This window comes from Anaerobutyricum hallii DSM 3353 (assembly GCF_000173975.1).
Classification (GTDB): domain Bacteria; phylum Bacillota; class Clostridia; order Lachnospirales; family Lachnospiraceae; genus Anaerobutyricum; species Anaerobutyricum hallii.
On the sequence record NZ_ACEP01000011.1, the window covers coordinates 34,218 to 57,952 of the forward strand.

General features: G+C 37.2%; 22 protein-coding genes, 1 tRNA gene and 2 pseudogenes. 17 read left to right on the forward strand and 8 right to left on the reverse strand.

Going from position 1 to position 23,735, the window contains the following annotated elements:
* Nucleotides 1-266: 266 nt before the first annotated feature.
* From ruvA to EUBHAL_RS00820, 7 genes are all read left to right on the forward strand, one after another.
* Complete coding sequence (gene ruvA, locus EUBHAL_RS00790; protein WP_044921273.1) at nt 267-881, forward strand: Holliday junction branch migration protein RuvA; 615 nt, start codon at nt 267-269, stop codon at nt 879-881.
* Nucleotides 882-890: 9 nt separating this feature from the next.
* A complete protein-coding gene (gene ruvB, locus EUBHAL_RS00795) occupies nt 891-1,895 on the forward strand; it encodes a Holliday junction branch migration DNA helicase RuvB (protein ID WP_005343600.1) in 1,005 nt (334 codons plus the stop codon).
* A gap of 27 nt (nt 1,896-1,922) precedes the next feature.
* The gene (locus EUBHAL_RS00800) at nt 1,923-2,321 is read left to right on the forward strand and encodes a cell division protein ZapA (RefSeq protein ID WP_005343602.1); all 399 of its coding nucleotides are present in this window, start codon (nt 1,923-1,925) and stop codon (nt 2,319-2,321) included.
* Complete coding sequence (locus EUBHAL_RS00805; RefSeq protein WP_005343604.1) at nt 2,308-4,848, forward strand: peptidase U32 family protein; 2,541 nt, start codon at nt 2,308-2,310, stop codon at nt 4,846-4,848. Before EUBHAL_RS00800 ends, EUBHAL_RS00805 begins: the two co-directional genes overlap by 14 nt.
* A gap of 18 nt (nt 4,849-4,866) precedes the next feature.
* Nucleotides 4,867-6,234: an FtsW/RodA/SpoVE family cell cycle protein gene (locus EUBHAL_RS00810; protein ID WP_044921246.1), complete on the forward strand. Its 1,368-nt coding sequence runs from the start codon at nt 4,867-4,869 to the stop codon at nt 6,232-6,234.
* The gene (locus tag EUBHAL_RS00815; RefSeq protein ID WP_049940612.1) at nt 6,179-7,777 is read left to right on the forward strand and encodes a peptidoglycan D,D-transpeptidase FtsI family protein; all 1,599 of its coding nucleotides are present in this window, start codon (nt 6,179-6,181) and stop codon (nt 7,775-7,777) included. Before EUBHAL_RS00810 ends, EUBHAL_RS00815 begins: the two co-directional genes overlap by 56 nt.
* A 75-nt stretch (nt 7,778-7,852) precedes the next feature.
* Nucleotides 7,853-7,932, forward strand: a tRNA-Leu gene (locus EUBHAL_RS00820).
* A gap of 337 nt (nt 7,933-8,269) precedes the next feature.
* Here EUBHAL_RS00820 and EUBHAL_RS00825 read toward each other — a convergent pair.
* The 6 genes from EUBHAL_RS00825 to EUBHAL_RS00850 all read right to left on the reverse strand — a co-directional run bounded on the left by EUBHAL_RS00825 (nt 8,270) and on the right by EUBHAL_RS00850 (nt 12,965).
* On the reverse strand, nt 8,270-8,722 hold the full coding sequence (locus tag EUBHAL_RS00825) for an NUDIX hydrolase (RefSeq protein ID WP_005343611.1): 453 nt from the start codon (nt 8,720-8,722) through the stop codon (nt 8,270-8,272).
* A 106-nt stretch (nt 8,723-8,828) separates the two neighbouring features.
* Entirely contained in the window at nt 8,829-9,179 is a 351-nt protein-coding gene (locus EUBHAL_RS15805; protein WP_242648716.1) for a Spo0B domain-containing protein, read from the reverse strand.
* Between the two features lie 676 nt (nt 9,180-9,855).
* Nucleotides 9,856-10,683, reverse strand: a complete 828-nt coding sequence (locus EUBHAL_RS14550; RefSeq protein ID WP_005343615.1) for an ATP-binding protein — start codon at nt 10,681-10,683, stop codon at nt 9,856-9,858.
* Nucleotides 10,683-11,426 (reverse strand): LytR/AlgR family response regulator transcription factor, encoded by a 744-nt coding sequence (locus tag EUBHAL_RS00840; protein ID WP_005343616.1) that lies wholly within the window; start codon nt 11,424-11,426, stop codon nt 10,683-10,685. Before EUBHAL_RS00840 ends, EUBHAL_RS14550 begins: the two co-directional genes overlap by 1 nt.
* Nucleotides 11,427-11,805: 379 nt before the next feature.
* The gene (locus EUBHAL_RS00845) at nt 11,806-12,255 is read right to left on the reverse strand and encodes a hypothetical protein (RefSeq protein WP_005343619.1); all 450 of its coding nucleotides are present in this window, start codon (nt 12,253-12,255) and stop codon (nt 11,806-11,808) included.
* A 263-nt stretch (nt 12,256-12,518) separates the two neighbouring features.
* Nucleotides 12,519-12,965 carry a hypothetical protein gene (locus EUBHAL_RS00850; RefSeq protein WP_005343621.1) on the reverse strand — a complete coding sequence of 149 codons (447 nt, stop codon included), beginning with the start codon at nt 12,963-12,965 and terminating at the stop codon, nt 12,519-12,521.
* A 216-nt stretch (nt 12,966-13,181) separates the two neighbouring features.
* Between EUBHAL_RS00850 and EUBHAL_RS00855 the strand changes: the two genes are divergently transcribed.
* The 5 genes from EUBHAL_RS00855 to moaA all read left to right on the forward strand — a co-directional run bounded on the left by EUBHAL_RS00855 (nt 13,182) and on the right by moaA (nt 17,999).
* Nucleotides 13,182-13,586: a C-GCAxxG-C-C family protein gene (locus EUBHAL_RS00855; RefSeq protein ID WP_005343623.1), complete on the forward strand. Its 405-nt coding sequence runs from the start codon at nt 13,182-13,184 to the stop codon at nt 13,584-13,586.
* A 211-nt stretch (nt 13,587-13,797) separates the two neighbouring features.
* Nucleotides 13,798-15,039: an ammonium transporter gene (locus EUBHAL_RS00860; RefSeq protein WP_005343625.1), complete on the forward strand. Its 1,242-nt coding sequence runs from the start codon at nt 13,798-13,800 to the stop codon at nt 15,037-15,039.
* Nucleotides 15,040-15,101: 62 nt separating this feature from the next.
* Nucleotides 15,102-15,458 (forward strand): P-II family nitrogen regulator, encoded by a 357-nt coding sequence (locus EUBHAL_RS00865; protein ID WP_005343627.1) that lies wholly within the window; start codon nt 15,102-15,104, stop codon nt 15,456-15,458.
* A 144-nt stretch (nt 15,459-15,602) separates the two neighbouring features.
* Entirely contained in the window at nt 15,603-16,991 is a 1,389-nt protein-coding gene (locus tag EUBHAL_RS00870) for an MATE family efflux transporter (RefSeq protein ID WP_005343629.1), read from the forward strand.
* A gap of 15 nt (nt 16,992-17,006) precedes the next feature.
* Entirely contained in the window at nt 17,007-17,999 is a 993-nt protein-coding gene (moaA, locus tag EUBHAL_RS00875) for a GTP 3',8-cyclase MoaA (RefSeq protein WP_245194197.1), read from the forward strand.
* 65 nt (nt 18,000-18,064) lie between these two features.
* On the opposite strand, the gene EUBHAL_RS00880 is transcribed toward moaA, so the two are convergent.
* Nucleotides 18,065-18,733, reverse strand: coding sequence for a TetR/AcrR family transcriptional regulator (locus EUBHAL_RS00880; protein ID WP_005343632.1), 669 nt, complete (start codon nt 18,731-18,733; stop codon nt 18,065-18,067).
* Between the two features lie 88 nt (nt 18,734-18,821).
* Nucleotides 18,822-19,022 (reverse strand): annotated as a pseudogene (locus EUBHAL_RS16605) (DUF6783 domain-containing protein); the annotation flags it as partial.
* Here EUBHAL_RS16605 and EUBHAL_RS16610 point away from each other — a divergent pair.
* The 5 genes and pseudogenes from EUBHAL_RS16610 (at nt 18,960) to EUBHAL_RS00900 (ending at nt 23,633) form a co-directional block, all read left to right on the forward strand.
* Nucleotides 18,960-19,118 (forward strand): annotated as a pseudogene (locus EUBHAL_RS16610) (DUF6783 domain-containing protein). The pseudogenes EUBHAL_RS16605 and EUBHAL_RS16610 sit on opposite strands and share 63 nt — an antisense overlap.
* A 1-nt stretch (nt 19,119) precedes the next feature.
* Entirely contained in the window at nt 19,120-20,061 is a 942-nt protein-coding gene (locus EUBHAL_RS00885; RefSeq protein ID WP_044921251.1) for an MOSC domain-containing protein, read from the forward strand.
* Nucleotides 20,061-21,704, forward strand: coding sequence for a hypothetical protein (locus EUBHAL_RS00890; protein ID WP_005343636.1), 1,644 nt, complete (start codon nt 20,061-20,063; stop codon nt 21,702-21,704). Before EUBHAL_RS00885 ends, EUBHAL_RS00890 begins: the two co-directional genes overlap by 1 nt.
* Nucleotides 21,705-21,877: 173 nt before the next feature.
* A complete protein-coding gene (locus tag EUBHAL_RS00895; RefSeq protein ID WP_167534376.1) occupies nt 21,878-23,029 on the forward strand; it encodes a sensor histidine kinase in 1,152 nt (383 codons plus the stop codon).
* Nucleotides 22,986-23,633, forward strand: coding sequence for a response regulator transcription factor (locus EUBHAL_RS00900; RefSeq protein ID WP_005343640.1), 648 nt, complete (start codon nt 22,986-22,988; stop codon nt 23,631-23,633). Before EUBHAL_RS00895 ends, EUBHAL_RS00900 begins: the two co-directional genes overlap by 44 nt.
* The last annotated feature ends 102 nt before the right edge of the window (nt 23,634-23,735 follow it).

The window sequence follows — 23,735 nt, forward strand, 5'->3', positions numbered from 1 at the left end:
AGAATGACATATGTTGTCTCAAAAATTCTTAGTATAATAATGCTATAACCATAGCAGAGAACGTTTTATATGTCAAACACATTTTCGAGAAAGGGGTAAATGCGCTTAAAGTAAAAGAGTTGTAATATGATGGGAATTATGGTATCATGTCAGAAGTCAGAATATAAGTTCTAGAGCGTGTTTGAAAAATGCGTGATGCACATCTTGCAGAAAATATTTTTCAAACACGCTCTAGTAACAATTTTAAAAGAAGGCAGGAAATTCATTTGATTTCATATATTAAGGGAACAGTTGCATATAAGGGGAAGGATTCTGTTGTGATAGAGAATCATGGAATTGGTTACCAGATAAAAGTGCCGTCAAGAGTTCTTGAGGGTGTGAATAGCGGTGAGGAAGCGATGCTTCATACCTATCTGTATGTACGAGAAGACCAGTTGGCATTGTTTGGATTCTCTTCGATTCAGGAGTTAGAGACTTTCCAGATTCTGCTTGGAATTTCAGGCATCGGACCGAAAGCCGCATTATCGGTACTTTCCACGATGTCAGTGGAAGATTTGTATTATGCGGTTTTTAGTGAGGATGCGAAGAGTATCGCTAAGACACCGGGTATCGGTCCCAAAGGTGCGAAGAGAATGATCATCGAGCTGAAAGACAAGCTGAATCTAGAAGCTTTAGAGTCAGTTTCAGGGGCAGAGGAAGCAGCGCCACAGAGTTCCTTTACAGAAGGAGACAGCATTGCGGATACTGTACAGGCATTAGTAGCATTAGGCTATTCGAATGGAGAAGCATATCGTGCCGTACATAGTGTGCCGGAAGCAGAGAAGTTAGATGCAGAACAGTTATTAAAAGAAGCATTGAAGAAAGTATTAACATTTTTATAAGGTGATAACATGGACAGAATGATCAGCACAGAGCTGATGGAGGAGGATATTGCGGTAGAAGGCAGCCTCCGGCCACAGAATTTATCAGAATATATAGGACAGGAGAAGGTAAAAAAGAACCTTCGGGTATTTATCGAGGCGGCTAAGATGCGAGGAGAGTCTCTTGACCATGTATTATTATATGGCCCTCCGGGTCTTGGAAAGACAACATTAGCAGGGATTATCGCAAACGAAATGGACAGTAATTTGAAGATTACTTCCGGACCGGCGATTGAGAAACCAGGAGAAATTGCGGCAGTATTGAATGGACTTTCTGATGGAGATGTTCTCTTTATTGACGAGATTCACCGACTGAACCGGCAGGTGGAGGAAGTTCTTTATCCAGCAATGGAGGATTTTTCTATTGATATTATGATTGGAAAGGGCGCTTCAGCGAAGTCTATACGTTTAGAGCTTCCTCATTTTACATTGGTAGGAGCTACAACAAGAGCAGGAATGCTTACTGCACCGCTTCGAGACCGTTTTGGAGTTGTAAACCGTCTGGAATTTTATACAGATGAAGAATTGAAAGTAATTGTAGAACGCTCAGCAGAACTTCTTGGAGTAAAGATTGATGAGGCCGGTGCAATGGAAGTTGGAAAAAGAAGTCGTGGGACACCAAGACTGGCGAATCGATTGCTTAAGCGGGTAAGAGACTTTGCACAGGTTCGATATGACGGTATGATTACATATGAGGTGGCACAGACGGCACTTAATTTACTTGAGGTTGATTCTATGGGATTAGATGCGACAGACCGCAACCTTTTAGAAGCGATGATTACAAAGTTTATGGGAAAACCGGTGGGTTTAGATACACTAGCAGCAGCAATCGGAGAGGATTCTGGTACGATTGAAGATGTGTATGAGCCGTTTCTTATTCAGAGAGGCCTCATTAAGCGAACACCGAGAGGCCGGGCTTTAACTGCTTTCGCCTATGAACATATGGGATATCCGGTACCGGAGGAGATTTATTAAAAGATTTTGCATCACAGGAGGGTTGATATGGAAGAAAAAAGTGAATTGTCAGTAGTAATTGACGGTAAAGTATATAGATTGTCGGGTGGAAGTGATATCTATCTCCAAAAACTTGCCTCCTATGTTGACGGCAAGATAAGAGAATTAAAAAAACAGCCAGGATATAATAAGCTTTCCACAGAATATCGTGATATTTTGCTGGCGCTCAATATTACAGAAGAACTCTTTAAACTTCGGGATGAGATTGAAGTATTTAATCAGGATGGCCGGGACAGAGAGCAGGAGCTTTATGAATTAAAGCAGCAGATTGTCGATAGAGATATGCGGCTTGATGCAGCGAATAAGCTGGTTGCAGATTATAAAGCAAAGGTGAATGAGCTGCAAAAACAGATTATTGGACTGGAGACGAACAATGAATTTCATTAAAAAGAGAAACCTGCCGGAATTACTTGCTCCGGCAGGTTCTTTCGAGCATTTAAAAGCGGCTGTTGCAGCGGGAGCAGATGCGATTTATATGGGTGGTGAAAAGTTTGGTGCCAGAGCGTATGCACATAATTTTTCCAGAGAGGATATGATAGAGGCGCTGCAGTTTGCACATTTTCATGAACGTAAGTTATATCTTACAGTGAACACATTAATGAAAGAGAAAGAGCTTTTTGAAGAATTAGGAGACTTTCTTTTTCCTTATTATGAGAATGGTTTAGACGGTGTTATCGTTCAGGATATTGGTGCGGTTCGATTCATTCGAGAGAATTTCCCTGACTTGGAAATTCACGGAAGCACACAGCTAACGGTGACAGATTTTCGTGGTGCTGTTGCTGCGAAGCGCATGGGAATGACCAGAGTTGTTCCAGCAAGAGAATTATCTTTGGCAGAAATAAAAAGAATAAAAAAAGAAACAGGCCTTGAAGTGGAAGTTTTCGTTCATGGGGCATTGTGTTATTGCTACTCTGGTCAATGTCTTTTAAGCAGTATGTATGGCGGAAGAAGTGGAAATCGCGGCCGCTGTGCCCAGCCTTGCCGACTTCCATATACTCTGATGAATGCTGATGGAACGATATTAAATCCTTCAAAGTATACGAAATATCTTCTTAGTCCAAAGGATTTATGTTCTCTTTCTATGCTGCCGTCTTTAATGGAAATTCCTGTGGATTCTTTAAAGATTGAAGGACGCATGAAAAATGTGGAGTATGTGGCAGGAGTTACAGCAATTTACCGCAAATATTTAGATAAGATTTCTGAAAACTGGGAACAAAGAGCACAATTTCAACCAGAAGAAGAGGATATACATGCCTTAGAAGAATTATACTGTCGCGGCAGTTTTACAGAGGGATATTGGAACAAGCACAATGGGCAGGACATGATGGCAGCTGTTTCTCCCAAAAATACTGGAAGAAAAGTTGGTAAAGTTCTATCTGTCTCTAAAAATAAAGTTCGGATGCATTTTGAAGATACATTACATCCAAAAGATATTTTAGTAATTCCTGTTTCAAAAGATGGGCAGGATGAAGTGATTCTTACAGTCCCTTCTAAAGATGTGGGTACTTCTTTAAAAGGACAGGTGACACTGAACGCTCCGCGCACACAATCTATTAAGCCTGGAATGCCTGTATATCGCAGGAGGAATGAAGAACTTCTTACACACATTGAAAAAAATATTTTAAATGGCGTGATAAAATACCCTGTGACAGGAGATATTACACTAAAAGTTGGCGAACCTTTGATGCTCCAGCTTTTTTGCAGAGAAGAAAGTGTGTTTGTTGAAGGACCGGTTATCGAATGTTCTAAAAAGAGGCCGGTAACGAAGGAAGATATCCTGCGGCAGATGCACAAGACTGGTAATGTACCATTTATACTTACTTCTTTTGAAGTGAATTTAGATGAGGGATGTTTTCTTCCAATGTCTGCTTTAAAAAGAATTCGTCAGGACGGATTTGCTCTTTTAGAGGAAAAATTACGCATCTGCAAAAATAGAGTAGATAATCTGCCAGAAAAAAGAGAATATTTTTATGAGAAGAACTTGTCCTCAAAAGAATTGGATAATCAACAGAATCTAATGAATAAGCGCTATGATTGTCCGAATCAGGCACAACGAGAACTAAACTCAGAGCAGGAAGAGCGAATTGCAAGTGTATATAATATAAAGCAGGCATTTTTATATTGTGAGGATACTTTTTTTGATGGAATCTGTCTTCCATGGGAATTTTTTTCGGAAAAAGAGTTAGAAAATGTGGGCGAAAAGATTAAGACTGCTGGAAAAAGCCTGTATCTTGCACTTCCTCGTGTATTTCGAGGTAATAATGTGCTGGAAGATAAATTAAAAAAGATCTGTTCTCTGTCAATTTGGGATGGAATTTATGCATATACTATAAATGAAATGGAATTTCTTATGCAGTTAGAAGGATGTACTACAAGAGTGATTGCAGGGGCTTCTTTTTATCATTGGAATTCTTCGGCTATACAGGAATCAAATGCACTCTATGATAATATGACCGTAAGAGAGCTGCCTGTTGAATTGTCGGAAGAAGAAATTTCAGATATGATAAAGGGAATGGATAAAGAACAGCAGCAGACAGTTGACTTTGAATTACTTATTTATGGAAGAATACCGGTAATGCAGTCAGCACAGTGCCTTAAAAAGACGTGTGGGCATTGTAATAAAACTTCCGGGCGATTATGGCTTGAGGATAAAAAGAAAAGAAAGCTTTTAGTAACTACACACTGTCTGGATTGTTATAATCTTATTTGGCAGGATAAGCCGAAGAGTCTGATCGGAGAGAATATCAAAGAGGTTTCTTCTCACATAAAGAGACATCGCTTTGATTTATTTGAACTTACTGAAGCAGAAGTATCTTCCGTAAAACAAAGATATCTTAAATGGAAAGAACAGCATTTTACAGAAGAACAAAGTAAAGATACTTCAGATTCATACTGGAATTATGGAATAGAGTAGAAAGGTGGGAATGAAAGTATGGTGAGTTTGATTTCAACAGGATCGAATTATATTATTGTCATCATGGGTGTTATTTACGCAATTACCTGTTTTACCGTTTTTCTTCCCTCTACTGAGAAACGACAGGTAAAGCGGATGGACAGGCAGGAATTGTTTATGTTTGTATTTCATTTTATCTGTTATGGTGTATTATTTGCCAAAACTTTGGATACAAAGATTATTTTTTTGTATCTTGCGCAGGTCGTATTTTTTAAGATGCTGATTTTTGTCTATTCACGAGTATATGTAGACTGTTCGCGAATTTTGATGAATCATACCTGTTTCTTGCTTTTGATTGGTTTTGTTATGTTAACACGCCTGTCATTTGATAAAGCAGTAAAGCAATTTATTATTGCTGCGGCTACTTCATTGATTGTTTTATTTATTCCGTATTTTATGGAAAAGGCTGTCTGGCTCAAAAAGCTGAAATGGATTTATGGCCTCCTTGGACTGATATTCTTGTCTAGTGTATTTGTAATTGGTACTTCACAGAATGGAGCAACGAACTGGATTTCTTTGGGACATGGGATTGCTTTGCAGCCTTCGGAATTTGTTAAGATTTCTTTTGTCTTTTTTATTGCAGCGATGCTTACGAAAGCACCGAATTTTAAAACAATGCTTCTTACGAGCATTTTTGCGGCATGCCATGTTATCATATTAATTGGCGAAAAGGATTTAGGTGGAGCATTAATCTATTTTGTTGTATATGTTTTTCTTTGCTATGTCGCTACTGGAAGGGGAATTTATTTATTTGGAGGAATTGGAGCGGGCACTCTTGCGGCAAAGTTAGCGTACATGCTGTTTGCGCATGTGCGGGTTCGTTTTATTGCCTGGAAAGATCCTTGGTCTGTCATTGAGGGCAGCGGATATCAGATTACGCAGTCTTTATTTGCGATTGCCGCGGGAAGCTGGCTTGGGAAAGGACTGACACAGGGCAGGCCAAATGATATTCCCATTGTGGAAAGTGATTTTATTTTCTCTGCAATTACCGAAGAATTCGGAATTTTATTTGCAATTTGTCTGATATTAATTTATTTGGGAGTGTTTATTCATTTCCTAAAAATTGCGATGGACGTGAGGGGTCGCTTTTACAAGCTTTTAGCATATGGATTTTCTATTTGCTTTATTTTTCAGGTGTTTCTTACAATTGGAGGGGTTACTAAGTTTATTCCTTCTACCGGAGTAACACTTCCACTGATCAGTTATGGAGGAAGTTCTGTAGCCAGTACATTAATAATTTTTGCAGTTATGCAGGGCATATTTATCATTGCCTATAAAGAGGATGATGAGAATGAAGAAGAACAAGCAGGGCAGCCGGACGAGAGTGACCGTAAAAAATACGACTGAACGAAGAGAATCTCGCAGGCACGATCAAAAGGAAACCTTATTTTTTGATATAAAGAGCTTATTTACTCCAAGAAGAGGGAAAAAATTAAAAACGAACCGTTATATGCTACAGACAAGTATTATTGTTGTCGCACTTTTTCTGGGGTTAATTGGCTATGTGGTGAAATTTACCTTAAAGGATAGCAGCAGCGTAGCGCAAAGTTCTTATAATAAGAGAAATTCTTCTCTCTCTGACCAGACAAAACGAGGTCAGATTTTAAGTGCGAACCAGAAGATTCTTGCATATTCTGAGAATAATGAAGCTGGAGATGAGATACGGCACTATCCTTACGAAAATATGTTTGCACACATCATTGGATATACCAGTTATGGAAAGGCAGGACTGGAATCTGTTTGTAACAGTGATCTTTTGACATCACACGAAAAACTGATGAAGCAGCTCAGTAACGGTGTTGCCAGCAAGAAGAATATCGGAGATAATGTAATAACGACGTTAGATACCCGTCTGCAAAAGGCCGCTTATGAAGCATTAGAGGACTATAGGGGAGCGGTAGTGGCAATCGAACCCAAAACAGGAAAGGTAAGAGCATTAGTTTCCAAGCCCGATTTTGATCCGAATAAGTTAGATGATATCTGGGATAAGATTACTTCTGATTCTTCAGAAAGCTGCCTCTTAAACAGAGCAACGCAGGGGCTTTACCCGCCAGGTTCCACCTATAAGGTACTGACAGCGCTAGAATACATGGAAGAACATCCGAACTCTTATAAGAACTTTAGTTATGAATGTGACGGACAGACGATTGTTAATAGCGTGCGTATCAGCTGCTATGAAAATGAGGAACATGGTGAAGTTGATTTAGACAGGGCATTTGCAAAATCCTGCAATACTGCTTTTGTCACATTAGGTAGTAAGTTGGACATAAAGAATTTTGTTTCACTAAATAAAAAATGTCTGTTCAATCAGGAGATTCCTTTTGATCTTGCAGTAAAAAAGAGTCGTTTTGAATTAACCCAAAATTCAGACAAGAGTGAAATCCCACAAACGGTCATTGGACAGGGAAATACGTTGATGACGCCGTTCCACAACGCTCTCCTTATGTGTGCAGTTGCAAACGAAGGCACTTTGATGAAGCCATATGTCGTTGACCATGTAGAAGGAGCAGATGGAACAACGGTAAAAGAAACTATCCCTGAAATTTATGCCGATCTTATGTCAGAAAAAGATGCGAAAAAGCTCCAGAAAATGCTTCGGGAAGTAGTTACCAGTGGTACGGGTTATAACTTAGATACGGATTTATATACTGCCGCAGGAAAGACAGGAACTGCAGAGAATGAGGGCAAATATGCACATGCCTGGTTCGTTGGCTATTCTAATGTAGAAGACCCGGATTTAGTTGTTTGTGTTCTTGTTGAGAACGTCGGCGCTGGAAGTAAGTATGCTGTCCCGATTGCTAAAAGAGTATTTGATTCTTATTACAATAATAATATGAAAGAATATTATAGTCAGAAAACAGATATCGAATCTACACAGACGAATCAATAAATTTTTCTTGACAATATAACAATCAGATGATAATATATAGAAGTTGGTTGCATTAGCTGTGACTAATTTCTATATGCCGCTGTGGCGGAATTGGCAGACGCATACGACTCAAAATCGTACGGGAAACCATATGGGTTCGAGTCCCATCAGCGGCATTTAATATATTTTTTAAAAGAAAGTTGTCTTACTAAAAAGTAGACAGCTTATTTTTTTACTCTATTTTTACTATACTAGAGCGTGTTTGAAAAATTCTTTTTATCACAAATTCGTTGTACCTTCTTAAATTATATGCCTCATTTCCAAATCCCCCCAATCATATTCTGATTAAACTAAATCCAGCCAAAGATAGCCCTCTGAAGGCAAATAAATCCCTATCTGTGATCTCGGAGCAAGAGAAAATACCGAATGAGGTATTTTCCTCGCCACGATTAAAGTCACAGATAGGGATTTATTTGCCTTTAAAGGGTGTCTCTTATTCAAACGAAATCAGAATTAAAAATACTTTCTTGTTCCCCACAATCCCGCTTTCTTTAATTCAATATACTGCTGGTAGGCATCTTCTAATATTTGCCGCTCATTAGGGAAGCGAAGCAAATGATATGCTTCGTGGTACTTATAGTAGCCGGAATCTTCAAAATATTCTTCTTTCTGAGGTTTGGAGTAATAGCTGTCCGCCATCATTAAATACCAGTGTACCTGCTTTACAACTACATCGTGTGCGGTATTAAATGTATACTGGCTCTTTCCTACGTACTTTATTGCAGAAGCCTTTACTCCTGTCTCTTCGTGAACTTCTCTTAAGGCAGTTTCTTTATATTCTTCCCCTGCCTCCACTGTTCCTTTTGGAAGAACCCATCCGTCATATCTGTTTTTATAATTCTTATATAACAGAAGTATCTTTCCCCGAAATATTACAACACCACCGCAGCTTGTCGCCTTAATCATTGTTCTATCCTCCTGTGCTGACAATTCTGGTGTGTTCTACACTTACATTAAGTATACCAAATCGACAGAAGGTTTGCAACAGAAGCCTTTTACATGTATTATCAGTTTATTCCTTTAAAAGCTCCTTAATATATTTTTTCATATCATCTATCCGATTTTGGGACAGTAAAAAGGAGAGTGCCTGTAAATGATTATTCATATCATGATTTTGCCTGCGAAGAAGAATATTTTGTTCCTGATATTGTTTGTAAATAAATATTTGTTTTTCAATTCGCTTCTTTTTTTCTTTATTAACCCGAATCTGTTTTAAGATGACTGGAATTTGAGTCACCGCATGCAAAAATAAAAGGCTTAAAACAAATAGAATAAAAAACAAGAGAATCCAGCCGGTCATTCCGAATAATTCAGGTAAAAAGATAAGAAATCCATTTGTACATAATACAGGAAGCAGAATCATTTCCACAAACGTTGTGAGATGAATAAACCGAATATATCTTTTCCATAATAGAGGAAAGAGAAAGTTAAATGCTATTTCGGCAAGGGCAGCAGGTAAAAAGAAAATAAGTATAGTAGATACTTTTTGATTAGGAACATTAATATACGGGGTATAGTGAAGACCGAATAATTTTTCGCAGATTCCTTTCCAGTAAAGAGAACAAATAACAATCTCTAAGATACCATCAAAGAAAACCAGGATAAAAAACAGCGATAATTTTTTTAAGAAAGATTCTTTGGTAAATAAAAAAATTGTGATGAGAAGAGCGAGGTAAAAAAGAAAGCTTCTCATTCCAGACTGTACATTGGCTGTTGCAATTTCATATAGAAAAGGAATAAATAGAAAAAGAAAACTAAAAAGGTAATACATAAATTCTCGAATACGCAAGGGCAGAATCTGCCCAATGGCAAAACTTAATGAGAATCCTATAAAAAGCTGAACGGCTGCTACAATATAAATATAAACTGGTGTAAAATCAAACATTTGGTTTAAAGTCATAAAAAATCCTTTCTTTACCATTTTAATCGTTAGAATTAGAGCGTGTTTGAAAAATCATTCCTGCAATCTGCATACCTCAATCTGCAAAAAGCATTTTTCAAATATATTCCAAGATAAAACATATTCGTTTGCGGTGGTATTATAAAAGATAACGAAGCATTATACGAGATTCAAAAATATTTCCCCGATCTTCCCACTCACAAAATCCATCATAAGATTTTACAATCTCTTCAATGATAGATAATCCAAATCCATGAGAAAGGGAATCTGATTTTGTTGTTTTTCTTGCTAATGAGTTAAAAATCAAGGCTGTTTCCTTTGTATTTTGCATGAAGATAATTAAGAAATCCCCCTTATAATCAATTGATAATTCAATTTTAGGATTTAACGAGGAAGCCATCTGGCAACTTTCTATGGCATTATCAAGTAAATTTGAAAACAGACTAATTAAAACAGAAAAAGAAAAATCATTCTTTTCAGGAAACAAAATCGTATATTCAAAGGAAATATTATGTTGGATACATTCTGATTTTTTGCTTTGTAAAATACCATCAACGATAGAGTTGGTACAGCAAATGATATCGGTATCTTTAAGAGGAATCTGTTCACCAAGTATTTTTTGTGCAGTTGTTAAATCATTTTGCTCTAAAAGTATGTAAAGTTCTTTCAATTTTTGGGTAAAATTATTTTTATGAAGTTTGAGCTGCTTATGAGTAAACTGTTCTATTTCGCGTTGCTGCTTTGAACTTTCTTCTGTAGTTTCTAACGTAGAAAGAGAAGTTCCTGTCCGGTGTTCTCTTAAAGATGCAAGAAAGATATTTAATGGGAAAATAAGAAGAATCGCATAAGAAATCATCATGCATAGGAATGAGCGAGGTGACTTAGCGGAACAAAAATAAAATAGAACCACAGATTCTGAACAGGCAATAAGAATTGAAAGAAAAATCATATCTTTTTTATGCATCATTAAAGCTCTCCTTTCGCTTCTTCATTTGTAAAATACATCCCATCTGCCCATATACATCTGGCAAATGTCTTTTTTAAACTTTCGTAACAAGTTCTGCTGACTGGAACAGAAGTATCGTTTGATAAGATAGCATGGTGACGGTCTAAATTAACGATGTGCCGTCCATTTACGATATAGCTTCGGTGAGATGGACAAAACCAGGGACATAAACGTTCTAAAAGAGAATCCATCTTTTCTGGTGTCTGATAGATTGTATCTGCGGTATGAATATTTGTAGTACGCATAATTCGTTCTAAATATAAAATCTTACTTTGTGCAATACGAATATGCTGCTGTTTTGATTGGATAATCAAATAGTACTGGGTTATCTTTGCTATCTGCTGTATGGCCTTTTTTAATGCGGTTGAAAGATAGGTATCTATATCTTTCTTTAAAATATAGTAAATATGTGATGTCTCATAAACAGAGGTAAAATAGTTTGTATAATTTGTAATATATATAATCTGACAGTCTGGATGCCAGGCGTTAATCTGTTTTGATGCCTCAATTCCAGAGGAAACATCAAATTCGATGTCCATAAAGATAATATCAAACAGCTTGTTTTCATTATGAATAGAAAATAGTATATCTTTTATGTGATAAAATACAGAAACTTCTGCTTCAATAGGGCAGCATTGTTTTACTTTTTCTGAGATTTCCTGCGCGGTAATCTCATTGTCATCACAGACAGCAATTGAAATCATAAAATAGTCCTTTCATGTAAAATACATTTTTTATTAAAAAATATATCATTGTTTTTAAATGATGTATATATTATATAATACTTTTTCTTATTTACAAGCAGGGAATATAAAAAATGTGGTTGTTCAAGACATAAAATTTACATTTCGTGCAATAGTACTTGAAAAATATGAGAAAAAACATATAATACAGAATGTACTTTGCATTTTGCATAACCCCGTCGAAAGTGAGTATGTTCTTTGGTTTTTCGCTTTCGACGGGCTTTTCTTTATCATTTTATACTATAGAGATTTCATATTATCGTAAGAAATGAGGTTGTGGATATGAAATATACCGTAAATTTGGGCATATAGATTGCAAGAATATTTTTTCAAACACATATTAAAGATATGTGGAAAGTTCTTTTCGTAGATTTTCCTCTAATCGAATCAGTTTTTCTGTTATTTTTTTAGAAATCACATCGGCCATGGCATATTGATTTAGATATTTATTTAAAGATTTAATTCCCATATTACATCCATCGGTAATAAGGTTAGCCACTGTTTTATCACTTTCATCGATTCCCATTTTGACATTTGTTTTGATAAAAGACATGCCTTTTGCAATCGGATCGGGTTCTTTTTGTTCTTCTTTGTGATAATTAAGCAGGGAATGAATCTCTGATTCTAATTCTTCGTGTGCATTTCTGCTCTTAGTTAGAATCTCATTTAATTTTGTATCTTCAACCTTTTCTAAAATTTCATTAATTGAAGAAATCGCCATCTTTGTTCCTGCATCACATTCTCTTAAAAGTTTTGTAGTATCTGTCAGTTTTTTTGTATCTGATTCCATAGTAATCTCCTTTAAAAAATCTAAAATTTAGTACTCATAGTATGTATAGAAAGAGCGAAAATATTCTGTTTTGTTAATGGAGATACACTAAAAATATTAGATAAGAATTATTCTATAAGTATTTCATGAAAAATGAGTGTAGCGTTTCTTTATTTTATTTCATTCAATGTAATTTGCAATGTAATTCGAAACACAAAAAAATAGAAACACAAAATTTACTATAAATCTTGTCTTTCTATTTTATCTGTTTGCATACCGATTGTTCAGATTTTTAGTACTTTCTTAATTTGTGCTGTCAGTTTGGCCGAATCATTTTGTCCTAAATAATTCATACGGTATGTATGTTCCGCAGTTCCTCTATCGACAAAAACTCGTCCGCTAGCTGTATCAATGACTAGTCCGCTGTTTCCAGTGTATATAATCAGATTTTCACCATGACCGGTAAAAGATTCATGAGGGATGAAACTGTACCAGGTACAATGGTAGGAATAATCTTCGAGAATTTCCATAATTCTTCTGTATTCTACAGAACTTGCAGACAAAGAAAAGGACGATATATTCGTGTCATTGTCTGACAGGCTGACAGTCATTGCCGTATCTGTTTCTTGTCGAAGTACTTTGCGAAGAGGCAGCGGCCAGAGCATGATTATGGAAAATATAATAATCATGACTGAGGCAACAACCAAAGTACGTTTTAAATATTTATTCATAAATACCTCCACCCTTTTTATTTTATTATATCGCCTTGTTGTTTTATGGTCAACATACCGATAGACGATTAATGTAGGAAATCAAGAGAAGAATGTATAATAATAAAAAAGTGCTGGAAGAAAAAAATCTGTTCGCAAAGAAAAAATTATCTGTCGGAACATCTAAATTTCTGTTATAATTTATAAAAAACTATGATTTACTAAGGAGGAACACAAATGAATCGAGCACAAAAAGCGGCAGAGTATCATCAGAAAGGTTATAACTGTGCGCAAGCAATTGTCTGTGCATTTTGCGATAAGGTAGGCCTTGATGAAAAAACAGCATTTAAAGTGTCAGAAGGATTAGGGCTGGGTGTCAGTGATACTTATGGTACCTGCGGCGCAGTTACTGGTATGGCACTTGTTATGGGTATGGCTAATAGTTGTGGAAATCTTGAAGCACCAACTTCAAAAGCGGCTACTTATCAGAAAGTACGAGAATTAAATGAGATATTCCGTAAGAAAAACGGATCGACAATCTGTCGGGAATTGAAAGGGATGGATACCGGTAAAGTACTTCGTTCCTGTCCTGGCTGTATAGAAGATGCAGCCAACATATTGTCTGAAAAATTAGGCGAATAGTATATTTTATTAATAAAATTAACTAAAAATAAGCTTTTTTATAATTTTCTCTTGCAAAGCACTTAAATATGTGATACTATTCGAAACGTGACAAGGGTGTCTAAAGTATAACAATTATACTTTAGGCGCCTTTTTTGTTTTCCGGAAGAGATTTAGCAAATTAAAATGATGAATCATCAGAAAAAAAGAGAAGAAAGGACTTATATAAATTATGAATACAGGAGATACAGCTTTTATGATGATCTGTGCTGCTCTCGTCTTTTTTATGACACCAGGGCTTGCATTTTTTTATGGTGGTTTAGTTAGAAGAAAAAATGTTTGTAACACAATTATGGCATGTGTGGCAATTATGGGTCTTTCCGTTGTTATGTGGACACTTTTTGGATACTCTTTATCTTTTGGTGGAAACCATGCAGGAATTATCGGAGATTTTCGCTGGTTTGGATTAAATGGTGTTGGAATGGAAGCAGGACCTTATGCAGATAGTATTCCACATTTGGTATTTTGTGCTTTTCAGATGATGTTTGCAATGATTACGCCAGCACTTATTACTGGTTCCCTGGTAGGGCGTATGAAGTTTAAAGCGTTATTTCTTTTTGTAGCAATCTGGTCTGTTATTGTTTACTACCCAATGGCTCATATGGTATGGGGAGATGGCGGCTTTCTTGCGGCAATCGGTTCTGTAGACTTTGCTGGTGGTGATGTTGTACATATCAGTTCAGGTATCAGTGCATTAGTGCTTGCTATTATTCTTGGAAGAAGACGTGGTTATGAACATACAACCTATCGTATTCATAATATTCCATCTGTTGTTCTCGGAGCCTCTCTTCTTTGGTTTGGATGGTTTGGATTCAATGCCGGTAGTGCATTAAAAGCAGATGGCCTGGCTGCACATGCATTTATGACTTCAGCCATTTCTGCGGCAGCAGCATTGTTATCCTGGATGTTTATTGATACAATAAAGAACGGAAAAACGACTTTAGTTGGTGCAGCTACCGGACTTGTTGTTGGACTTGTTGCGATCACTCCAGGTGCAGGTTTTGTTCCAATCTGGTCTTCTTTCATTATCGGTGCACTTGTCAGTCCGATTTGTTACTTTGGTGTTGGATTTATCAAGAAAAAGTTAAAAATAGATGATGCGTTGGATGCATTTGGCTGTCATGGTATCGGCGGTATCTGGGGTGGTATTGCCACAGGTATTTTTACACAGAAATCAATTAATCCAGTTGCCAGATGGGATGGACTTATTTTTGGTGATTACCATTTATTTGTAGCACAGATTGTTGGTATTATAATCACGATCGCTGTGGCCGTTGTTGGAACACTTATCTGTGTTGCTATTGTCAGAGTATTTACACCATTACGAGTAAGCGTTAGAGAAGAGCAGGTCGGACTTGATATTTCTGAACATGGTGAAAACGCATATCCATCTTTCAATGGTCTTGATCAGTAATTTTAGTTATTTAATCGTTCATTTGGTAATTTTGGTAATTATGAAAACAGGAGGACTTAATCATGATGATAAAAGTTGAGGCTTACGTCAGAGAAGATAAATTTGAAGATGTCAAAGCCGCTTTAAATGCAATTGGTGTAAATGGTCTTACCGTATCTCAGGTCATGGGCTGCGGTATCCAGAGAGGTTATAAAGAAATTGTTCGTGGTATGCAGGTAGATATGCAGATGCAGCCAAAAATAAAGTTTGAAATAGTGGTATCTTCCGAAGAATGGGAAGTAAAAACAATTGAGGCAATCGAAAAGGCTGCTTATACAGGAGAGCCGGGAGATGGTAAGATATTTACTTATGAAATCCGTCATGCACAAAAGATTCGTACAAAAGAAACGGGATATGATGCCATTCAGGCAACCGAATAAACAAAAATAATAGAAAATTTAAATATTTGTTTGTGTATTTCACAAAATTAATGCTATAATAAAAGGTGGCTGTCTGAATCAAAGAAGGCAGCCGCCTTTTATGCAATAAAAAATAATAAAATACAAAGACAAGGAGATGAAAATATGAGTGAAGAACGTAAAGAAAACATACAGACAGGCAATCCGTTAGGAGAAGCTTCCGTTGCTTCTTTAATGGTGAAGTTTGCTGTTCCAAGTATTATCGCAATGCTTGTCAGTGCCTTATATAACATTGTTGACCAGTTATTTATTGGACAGGCTGTTGGCACACTTGGCAATGCTGCAACAAATGTTGCCTTTCCGCTTACCACATCCTGTATTGCACTTGCACTGATGTTTGGTATTGGCGGTGCTTCCTGCTTTAATTTAAATATGGGAGGCGGTCATAAAGACCGGGCTGTTTATTTTGTAGGAAATGCCATCATTTGTCTGATAGGCAGCGGTGTAATTTTATTTTTGATTGCAGAATTATTTTTAACTCCGCTTTTAACGGGATTTGGTGCTCCGGAAAATGTCCTTCCCTACGCACAGACCTATGTGCGGATTACAGCGATAGGTTTCCCATTTTTGATTTTGACAACGGGAGGATGTCATCTGATTCGTGCAGACGGTAGTCCCAATATGGCGATGCTCTGTAATTTAATTGGTGCAGTTATTAATACAGTATTAGATGCCATATTTGTTATGGTATTTCACTGGGGAATGGCAGGTGCTGCTTTAGCAACAATTATCGGGCAGATTATTTCAGCGATTATTGTTATTCGTTATTTGCTTCATTTCAAGACCGTTTCTCTGACAAAAGAACATTTCCGTCCGCAGATAGAATATATCAGCAAGACGGCACAGATTGGTATGGCTTCTTTCTTTAATCAGGTTGCCATGATGGTTGTGCAGATTATTATGAATAATTCTCTGACTCACTACGGAGCGGCTTCTGTTTATGGAGAAGCGATTCCTTTAGCCTGTGCAGGAATCGTCATTAAGGTAAACCAAATCTTTTTCTCCATTGTTATCGGTCTCTCTCAGGGAAGCCAGCCAGTAGAAAGTTTTAATTATGGAGCAAAGAATTACGACCGTGTGCGTAAGGCATTTGGTCTTGCAGCAACATCAGGAGTTATCATTTCTATTGTTTCTTTTGTACTGTTTCAGATTTTCCCAAGACAGATTCTCGGACTATTTGGAACGGGAGAACCAGAATATTTTGAATTTGGAGTACGTTTCTTTCGAATCTTCTTATTCTTTATCTGGTTAGATGCCTTACAGCCAATTACATCCACATTTTTTACATCAATTGGAAAGCCGGCAAAGGGAATCTTTTTATCTCTTACGAGACAAATCATTTTCTTTATTCCGCTGCTTTTAATTCTGCCGCATTTTATGGGAATAGAAGGATGTATTTACTGTGGACCGATTGCAGACTTTTTAGCAGCAGTTGTTACAATTATCATGGCATTTCTTGAATTTAAAAATATGCCAAAAACAAATGGAGAGTAAAAGGAAATTTTTATAATGATAAAAACAGGGATAAAAGACAGCTATGGCAGAGAGATAAATTATATGCGTATTTCCATTACAGACCGCTGTAATCTTCGCTGTCGTTACTGTATGCCAGACGGAGCTGAATGGATTCCGATGAAAGAGATTCTTACTTATGAGGAGATTACAGAGGTCTGTCAGGAAGCAGTAAAGCTTGGCATCACCCGTTTTAAAATTACGGGAGGGGAACCACTTGTGCGAAGAGGCTGCCCGGAGGTTATTCGCATGATAAAAAATATTCCGGGAACAGAACTTGTCACATTGACAACAAACGGATTATTATTAGGAGAGCAATTAGAAGCTTTATTATCGGCAGGACTTGATGCCGTTAATATCAGTCTTGATACATTGGATATCAAAAAATATGAATGGATTACTGGTTTTGATAAACTTGCTGTTGTCCTTTCTTCTATAGAAAAGGCAGTAGCTTCTGGTATTCCAGTAAAGATTAATGCAGTTTTACAAAAAGGAATGAATGAGGAAGAATGGCTTCCTCTTACGGAACTTGCAAGAAAATTACCGTTAAGCGTTCGTTTTATTGAAATGATGCCGATTGGTTATGGAAATATGTCGGAAAGCATTTCTAATGAGGAGTTAAAAGAAACGATACGAAAACACTATGGAAATTTAACAGAGGATTTCCGAGTATATGGGAATGGTCCGGCAGTATATTACTCTATAGAAGGATTTCAGGGAAATGTCGGATTTATCAGTGCAATGCATGGAAAGTTCTGTAATCTCTGTAATCGTATTCGAATGACTTCAACTGGAGATTTAAAACCCTGCCTGTGCTACGAACAGCGTTGGGCTTTAAAACCTGCTTTGCGAATGGAAAATCCAGAAAAACGACAGGAAGAAATTCAAAATATATTAAGAAAAAGTATTGAAAATAAGCCGCAAATGCATTGTTTTGAAGATACGAGGCAAGTGACAGAAAGCCATCCGATGGGGCAGATCGGGGGTTGAATTGTATCTAATAAGGGTCAGTTGGTATATATGCTTTTTATGGGTATCTGTTGCGTCAGAACTCCCTATTCTGCATCTGCCAATAGTTTCTTAATACACGAATAAGTAATTTCATATAAGGATAACAGAACATATTCTGTATGTGCTTCTTCCATCGCCTCTGTCTGTTTTTCTGTCACATAAGTATATGGATAAATACCAAATAAAAATGGAAAGAAAGCATATAAAAAGTCTTGAATATCGTGTATCGTCATTTTAGGGAAGAATTTTTCAAGACAGTGTGTTACGGCTGCCATAGAGTTTCCATAAGATTTTTTAAATTCTACAAGATTGTCTAAACGGCTGCGGCTTTCCATATCATAATGATTCATAGATAGTAATTTTAGGAGACATTCTCTTTTTTCTAAAGTATGAGCTAAGGCACTGGCAAATTCATCAACAGTCATCACTTCATATTTTTCGAAAATCTGTCGGATATCGGCTGTCCATAAGTCATACTCCCTCTGAAATAGTGCCAGAAAAATCTCTTCTTTTGTCTGAAAGTAATTATAGATAGAAGTGCGGGTAAAGGTTGTTTCAAGACTAATCTGTTTTAAAGTGATATCTTTAAAGTTCATCGTCGTATATAATTTTGCACAGGCGTTAATAATTTCTTCTTTTCTTGCGTTAGTTAATTGTTCGGAACCTTTTGGCATAATATTCTCTCTTTTCTTTAAAATATATAATTGATTCATTCTTTGCTATAAATGTATACTTCATTTATATGTGATTTACGATAAATATTCACTTTTTAAGTGATTATATCTAAGTACCGATGATATGTCAATCTATGATGAATATGAGGGCATAGTGTGTTTTTCTCCTGCATATCTTTCTTTTTGTAAAAGTATATGATATAATTTTGAGAACGATTATTAAAATTATTGGGCTAGAGCGTGTTTGAAAAATGCTTTCTGTAAGATGTTCGTTACAATTTGGGGGAGATTTCGCCTGAATGAGGGCGACGTAGCGGGCTACGGCAACTGAATGAAGGCAAAATCTCCCCCAAATTGGGACGTGCAGATTGCAGGAATGATTTTTCAAACACGCTCTAGATTGGCGGATGAGAGGAGAAGTTAATATGGGGAAAATTACCGGAATTTGTATCAGTGAAAAAAGAGGGGTGCAAAAGCATCTCATAACAGAAGCTAATATTGTTTGCGACTGGGGAATCGAGGGCGACGCTCACGGTGGCAAATGGCATCGTCAGATCAGTCTTCTTTCCAAAGAAAAAGTGGATGCCTTTAAAGCCAAAGGTGCAGATATCCATCCCGGTTCTTTTGGTGAAAACTTAATTGTTGAGGGGATTGATTTTAGTTCTATGCCTGTCGGTACCCGTTTTGTTATCGGAGATGTCGTTCTTGAAATGACCCAGATTGGAAAGGAATGTCATAATCATTGTTTGATTTATAAGACAATGGGGGACTGCATCATGCCAAGAGAAGGCGTATTTGCAGAAGTGATTACAGGTGGGCATATTAAAATCGGTCAGGAAGTTACCTGCATCCCTCCAAAAGCAGACAGACCTTATACAGCAGCAGTAATCACTTTAAGCGATAAGGGAGCTGCCGGATTAAGAGAGGATAAAAGTGGTCCTGCAATCGTAGAAATGTTAAAATCTGCAGGATACGATGTAAAAGAAACTCTTTTACTTGCGGATGAACAAAAGCTTCTTGAAAAAGAAATGATCCGTTTAAGCGATCAGCGCCAGATTAATCTTATTTTTACGACTGGCGGAACTGGATTTTCCAAACGTGACCGGACACCGGAAGCAACTATCGCCGTCTGTGACCGCATGGCAAACGGAATTGCTGAAGCCATTCGTAATTATTCCATGGCGATTACCCCTCGTGCCATGTTCAGCCGTGCTGTTTCCGGAATCCGTAACAACACTGTCATTATCAATCTTCCGGGCAGTCCAAAGGCAGTAAAGGAGTCTTTAGAGTTTCTTCTTCCGAATTTAGAACACGGGCTTGGGATTTTGACGAATCGTGAAAATGAATGTGGAGCACTTTCGCTGTGATGCAGAAAATATTACAAAAAAAGGCAAACAGAAATATCATTATTTTTATATGCATGGTTCTCATTGCACTACTGTGCCGTATTTTAGGGAAAATAAGTTTCCAGTATGTTTTAAATGGAATCGTACGAAGTATAATATACATTGGATTATATATCGGATGGGCGATAAGCATCCATAAACGAGTCGTTCAAAAATCAGTGAAAAATACCATTCTCCTTATATCCGGGTTAATGATTTTCTGGTTTATTATCCGCACTATAAAGTACTTTTTTACAATAGATGCCAACATAGAACGCTATTTGTGGTACAGCTACTATCTGCCTATGCTCTTTATTCCACAGGCGGCACTACAGGCAGCGATTCTTCTTGGACAGCCGGAAGAGTATACTTTACCCAAATGGTCAAAATTAATATATCTTCCTGCCATTTTCTGTTTTTTACTTGTAATATCCAATGATTTTCATCAACGGGTATTTTCCTTTCCTTTAGGAGAAATATGGACAGATAAAACTTATTGTTATGAAAGCGGCTATTACATCGTACTCCTCTGGGAAATCCTATGTGGGGTATCTGCTTTTATTTTGATGGTTTATAAATGCCGACTATCTCAGAGAAAGAAGTATCTTCCCGTTATAGGAATTTGTATTACTATCATCTATGCCATTATTTATGCAAGTGGCGTACAGTGGATGCAGGTCATCGGCGGAGATATTACCGCTGTTTTATGTCTGATGTTTGTATGTATATTTGAAAGCTGTATTTACTGTGGCCTGATTCAGACAAATACAGGATATGAACAATTGTTTGAAGTATGTACGATGGGAGCGCAGATCACAGATTTAAAGTATCATGTATGCTATGCTTCTTCTAATGCAATGGAACTATCTAAGACTATAATGAAAGAGTCTGCAAAGAAAGAAGTCGTTGTTGATAAAAAGACCGTAATTAAAAGCAGGCCGATTCAGGGAGGATATGTTTTATGGCAGGAGGACATTAAAGACATCCTGATGCTGTTGGAAAAGATGGAAGAAAACCGGAAAACGATAGAAGAGAGTAACTGCATTGAGCAGGAGAATTATCAGACAAAAGCAAAGATTAATATGCTCCGGGAAAAGAACCGCTTATACGATAAGCTTCAGATGCAAACTGCCGGGCAGATTGAACTATTAAATAACTTGTTATATCAATATGAGGCGGAAACAAATTTGACAGCGAAACGCAGGCTGCTTGCTAAAATCAGTGTAATTGGAACTTACATAAAGCGATGTGGTAACTTAATTTTTATCGAAGAAAGAGCTGAGGTGTCTGATATCGCAGAACTGGAAGCCTGTCTGGAGGAGTCTTTTAGCAGCCTTAGGCTAATGGGAGTTATGTGTGCATTTGCCGCTCCGTCAGGAGCATTTATCTATGTGCGGGATGCCGTCCGTATTTATAACTTTTTTGAAACCGTAATCGAAGCTTGTCTTGATTCCCTTTTATCTGTATGGGTAAAGTTTCGTGTACATAAAGAAAGTCTGATTTTTTGTATGGAAGTAGAAAGCAACGCAAACTTAACCTCATTTTTTGAAATCACCGATACGAGCAGTTACGAGGACGGAGTATGGAGATTTACATTTACTGTGAAGAAAGCAGGTGAAGCGTAATGCAGACATTCTATCTGTCATATAAGCTACTACAGACGATGTTTATGGCCGTAGTATTTCTCAGTCTGATATTTTCTCTTCTTTTACTCTTTCTTCTTTATGAACTTCGACCATATATGTGGAAATGCTATCGAAATTGGAACAGCTTTCTATTCTTCTTTTTATTTCTGCTTTTGAATCATCTGGCATATTCTTTCCATCAGATAAATAATGGTGAAAAATATTATAAATTGCTGCCTGTCCCAATCGTGATACTTTGGTGCATTGTCGGTATTATTGATTTTTTACTTGTTAGAGAGAGTATCCACCTAAAAAAGAAAACGAAAGAGAAGGTTAGTCAAAATTCCATTAAAGAAGCGTTGAACCTTCTTCCAGTAGGAATCTGCTATTTTACTTTGAATGGTACAATAAAGCTCTGTAATTCACAGATGTACCGGCTTTTTAGAACACTTGCTCAAAAAGACCTGCAAAAACTTAGTGAATTACGAGATGCCCTTCACAGCAATATACAAAATGAAATCATCCGCCTTACAGATAAAAAGGAGATTTATCTTTTTCCTGACGGACGAGCATGGAATTATCAGGAAAGTGAGGTGAAAGACAAAGAGGGAAATGTCTATATAGAAGCCGTTTTTTCAGATGTCACAAAGCAATATCATGAAAAAATAAATCTTACAAGGCAAACAGAAAAGTTAAAAGAAATATCCAGAGAGCTACGATATCTTTCTGATAATGTATTGATTTTGACAAGAGAAAGGGAAGTCCTTGCTGCCAAGACTAAATTGCATGATCAGATGGGAGCGGGATTAACCGCTATCCGACAAAGTTTAGCACAGGAAAATGCAGATTACAGCAATGCGGTGCGATTACTCCGTCAGGCAGTAAATGCGATCTGGAATGATAATCAATATCCTTTAGAAGAGGGAGAATTTGAAAGATTTCTACAGGATGCCCGAACAATCGGTGTAAAGGTTCGCTGCACCGGCTCCTTACCAAAGGAAGAAGAGTATGCTCACATATATATTCTTGCCATGAGGGAATGTCTGACAAACGGAGTATGTCATGCCGGTGCGACAGAGCTTTTTATAACGATGCAAGAAGATAAGGATTGTTATCATATTTGTATTACAAATAATGGGGAAGTTCCGGAAAAAGAAGTTGTTCCAAAAGGCGGCTTATATAATCTTTCACGTCATATATTTGATTATAGTGGGGAAATGCATATACAGTCCATGCCATATTTTGCATTAACAATAACATTTCAAAAAAAGGAGCTAGATCATGAAGAAGGTATTGATTGTAGAGGATCAGAGGATGCCTCGTGAAAACATGGAAAGGATTCTCCTTGATAGTGGCAAATATAAGCTTTGTGCCAGTGTAAACGGAGCAGATGTCGCACTTGCCGTATGCAGGCGGGAGAAAATTGACCTGATTTTAATGGATGTGTGTACTGCCGGTAATAAAGACGGTATTGAAGCGGCAGCAGAAATTAAAGCAGAATTCCCGGACATAAAAATAATTATCGTAACTTCGATGGTAGAAGTCGGATATTTAAAAAGAGCGAGAGAAGCAAAAGCCGACAGCTTCTGGTATAAAGATATCAGTCCGGAAAAACTAATTGATGTTATAGAGGAAACGATGGCAGGTGAACATATCTTCCCAGACAAAACACCTAGCGTAAAGCTGGGTCTTGCTGACAGTTCAGAACTTACTGCTAAAGAAATCGAAGTTCTCCGGCTTGTATGCGAAGGTCTTGAATATAGTGAGATTGCTGAACGAATGCATATATCACAACGAACGGTAAAGTTCCATATTTCTAACATTTTATCAAAAACCGGCTATGCCAATAAAACAAGGCTCGCAATTGCAGTCACCAATAAAAACTTCATTATCCCAAGCAGTCCGGAAAAAAATCCATCCTCTTGGTAAATGGTATTTTGCCCCTGACTTGATGTTACGAATTACTACGTAGCTAACTCCACTCTCGTAATTATAAAATAAGCGAAAGAGCTGTAATTAATCCGACATTTG

What these genes read in the sequence shown, in the direction of transcription:
- ruvB (WP_005343600.1), top strand. Translation starts at nt 891, where the DNA reads ATGGACAGAATGATCAGCACAGAGCTGATGGAGGAGGATATTGCGGTA.
- EUBHAL_RS00800 (WP_005343602.1), top strand. Translation starts at nt 1,923, where the DNA reads ATGGAAGAAAAAAGTGAATTGTCAGTAGTAATTGACGGTAAAGTATAT.
- EUBHAL_RS00805 (WP_005343604.1), top strand. Translation starts at nt 2,308, where the DNA reads ATGAATTTCATTAAAAAGAGAAACCTGCCGGAATTACTTGCTCCGGCA.
- EUBHAL_RS00810 (WP_044921246.1), top strand. Translation starts at nt 4,867, where the DNA reads ATGGTGAGTTTGATTTCAACAGGATCGAATTATATTATTGTCATCATG.
- EUBHAL_RS00815 (WP_049940612.1), top strand. Translation starts at nt 6,179, where the DNA reads ATGAAGAAGAACAAGCAGGGCAGCCGGACGAGAGTGACCGTAAAAAAT.
- EUBHAL_RS00825 (WP_005343611.1), bottom strand. Translation starts at nt 8,722, where the DNA reads ATGATTAAGGCGACAAGCTGCGGTGGTGTTGTAATATTTCGGGGAAAG.
- EUBHAL_RS15805 (WP_242648716.1), bottom strand. Translation starts at nt 9,179, where the DNA reads ATGATTCTGCTTCCTGTATTATGTACAAATGGATTTCTTATCTTTTTA.
- EUBHAL_RS14550 (WP_005343615.1), bottom strand. Translation starts at nt 10,683, where the DNA reads ATGATGCATAAAAAAGATATGATTTTTCTTTCAATTCTTATTGCCTGT.
- EUBHAL_RS00840 (WP_005343616.1), bottom strand. Translation starts at nt 11,426, where the DNA reads ATGATTTCAATTGCTGTCTGTGATGACAATGAGATTACCGCGCAGGAA.
- EUBHAL_RS00845 (WP_005343619.1), bottom strand. Translation starts at nt 12,255, where the DNA reads ATGGAATCAGATACAAAAAAACTGACAGATACTACAAAACTTTTAAGA.
- EUBHAL_RS00850 (WP_005343621.1), bottom strand. Translation starts at nt 12,965, where the DNA reads ATGAATAAATATTTAAAACGTACTTTGGTTGTTGCCTCAGTCATGATT.
- EUBHAL_RS00855 (WP_005343623.1), top strand. Translation starts at nt 13,182, where the DNA reads ATGAATCGAGCACAAAAAGCGGCAGAGTATCATCAGAAAGGTTATAAC.
- EUBHAL_RS00860 (WP_005343625.1), top strand. Translation starts at nt 13,798, where the DNA reads ATGAATACAGGAGATACAGCTTTTATGATGATCTGTGCTGCTCTCGTC.
- EUBHAL_RS00865 (WP_005343627.1), top strand. Translation starts at nt 15,102, where the DNA reads ATGATGATAAAAGTTGAGGCTTACGTCAGAGAAGATAAATTTGAAGAT.
- EUBHAL_RS00870 (WP_005343629.1), top strand. Translation starts at nt 15,603, where the DNA reads ATGAGTGAAGAACGTAAAGAAAACATACAGACAGGCAATCCGTTAGGA.
- moaA (WP_245194197.1), top strand. Translation starts at nt 17,007, where the DNA reads ATGATAAAAACAGGGATAAAAGACAGCTATGGCAGAGAGATAAATTAT.
- EUBHAL_RS00880 (WP_005343632.1), bottom strand. Translation starts at nt 18,733, where the DNA reads ATGAATCAATTATATATTTTAAAGAAAAGAGAGAATATTATGCCAAAA.
- EUBHAL_RS00885 (WP_044921251.1), top strand. Translation starts at nt 19,120, where the DNA reads ATGGGGAAAATTACCGGAATTTGTATCAGTGAAAAAAGAGGGGTGCAA.
- EUBHAL_RS00890 (WP_005343636.1), top strand. Translation starts at nt 20,061, where the DNA reads ATGCAGAAAATATTACAAAAAAAGGCAAACAGAAATATCATTATTTTT.
- EUBHAL_RS00900 (WP_005343640.1), top strand. Translation starts at nt 22,986, where the DNA reads ATGAAGAAGGTATTGATTGTAGAGGATCAGAGGATGCCTCGTGAAAAC.